The sequence below is a fragment of the Candidatus Symbiopectobacterium sp. NZEC135 genome, assembly GCF_025962695.1.
The window spans coordinates 1-769 of the sequence record NZ_JAGFPF010001026.1 but is presented as its reverse complement, the minus strand read 5'-3'; the positions used below and the strand labels follow the sequence as shown (position 1 = coordinate 769).

The 769-nt window shown below is 51.9% G+C and carries 1 pseudogene; it reads left to right on the top strand.

The features are described 5' to 3' along the window. Positions 1–171: 171 nt before the first annotated feature. A pseudogene (locus tag J5224_RS32190) lies at positions 172–769 on the top strand (integrase arm-type DNA-binding domain-containing protein); the annotation flags it as partial.

Here is a 769-nt window from a genome sequence, read left to right as displayed (position 1 = left end):
GATCACCAGAGTCGACCGATAAAGTCCTGAAAGCCCGCACGGCGCAAGCCCTGTGGGCTTTTTTGTTTCCTTATAGGTCCTTCGACGTATTCCGACTTCCTGTGCCCATAGGTACCTTGTTAGGTACCCAACGGCTAGGTACCTATTCCCCGGGTACCTAACAAGGCACCTATGGCTCGTCTAACAAAGCCGCTCACGGATACAGAGATCAAGGCCGCCAAGCCTGGAGAAGTAGATTACACGCTGCATGATGGCGATGGTCTGCAACTGCTGATCAAAACCAACGGTAAGAAAGTCTGGCAATACCGTTATCTTCGCCCCTTTAGCAAAAAACGGGCAAAGCTCACTTTTGGTCCCTATCCCGAAGTCACCCTAGCCGATGCCCGGCAGCGTCGCCGAGATGCACGTACACTGCTGACAAAAAATATTGATCCTTATGAATTCCAGCTTTCGCAACGCAAGCAGGCGTTAGAAGTCAAAGCCAACGCCTTCAAAGTCGTCGCTGAATGCTGGTTACAGGTAAAAAAGAGCAGCATCACCGAAGACTAAGCCACCGATATCTGGCGCTCGCTGGAAAAAGACATCTTTCCTGCCATCTGCGATCTCTGCATCACCGATATCAAAGCGCGCACCTTGGTACAAGCCGTGCAGCCGGTACAAACACGCGGTGCGCTAGAAACAGTGAGGCGACTCTGCCAGCGTATTAATGAGGTGATGATCTATGCCGTCAACACCGGCCTGATAGATGACGCCCCCAGCGTTCATATCA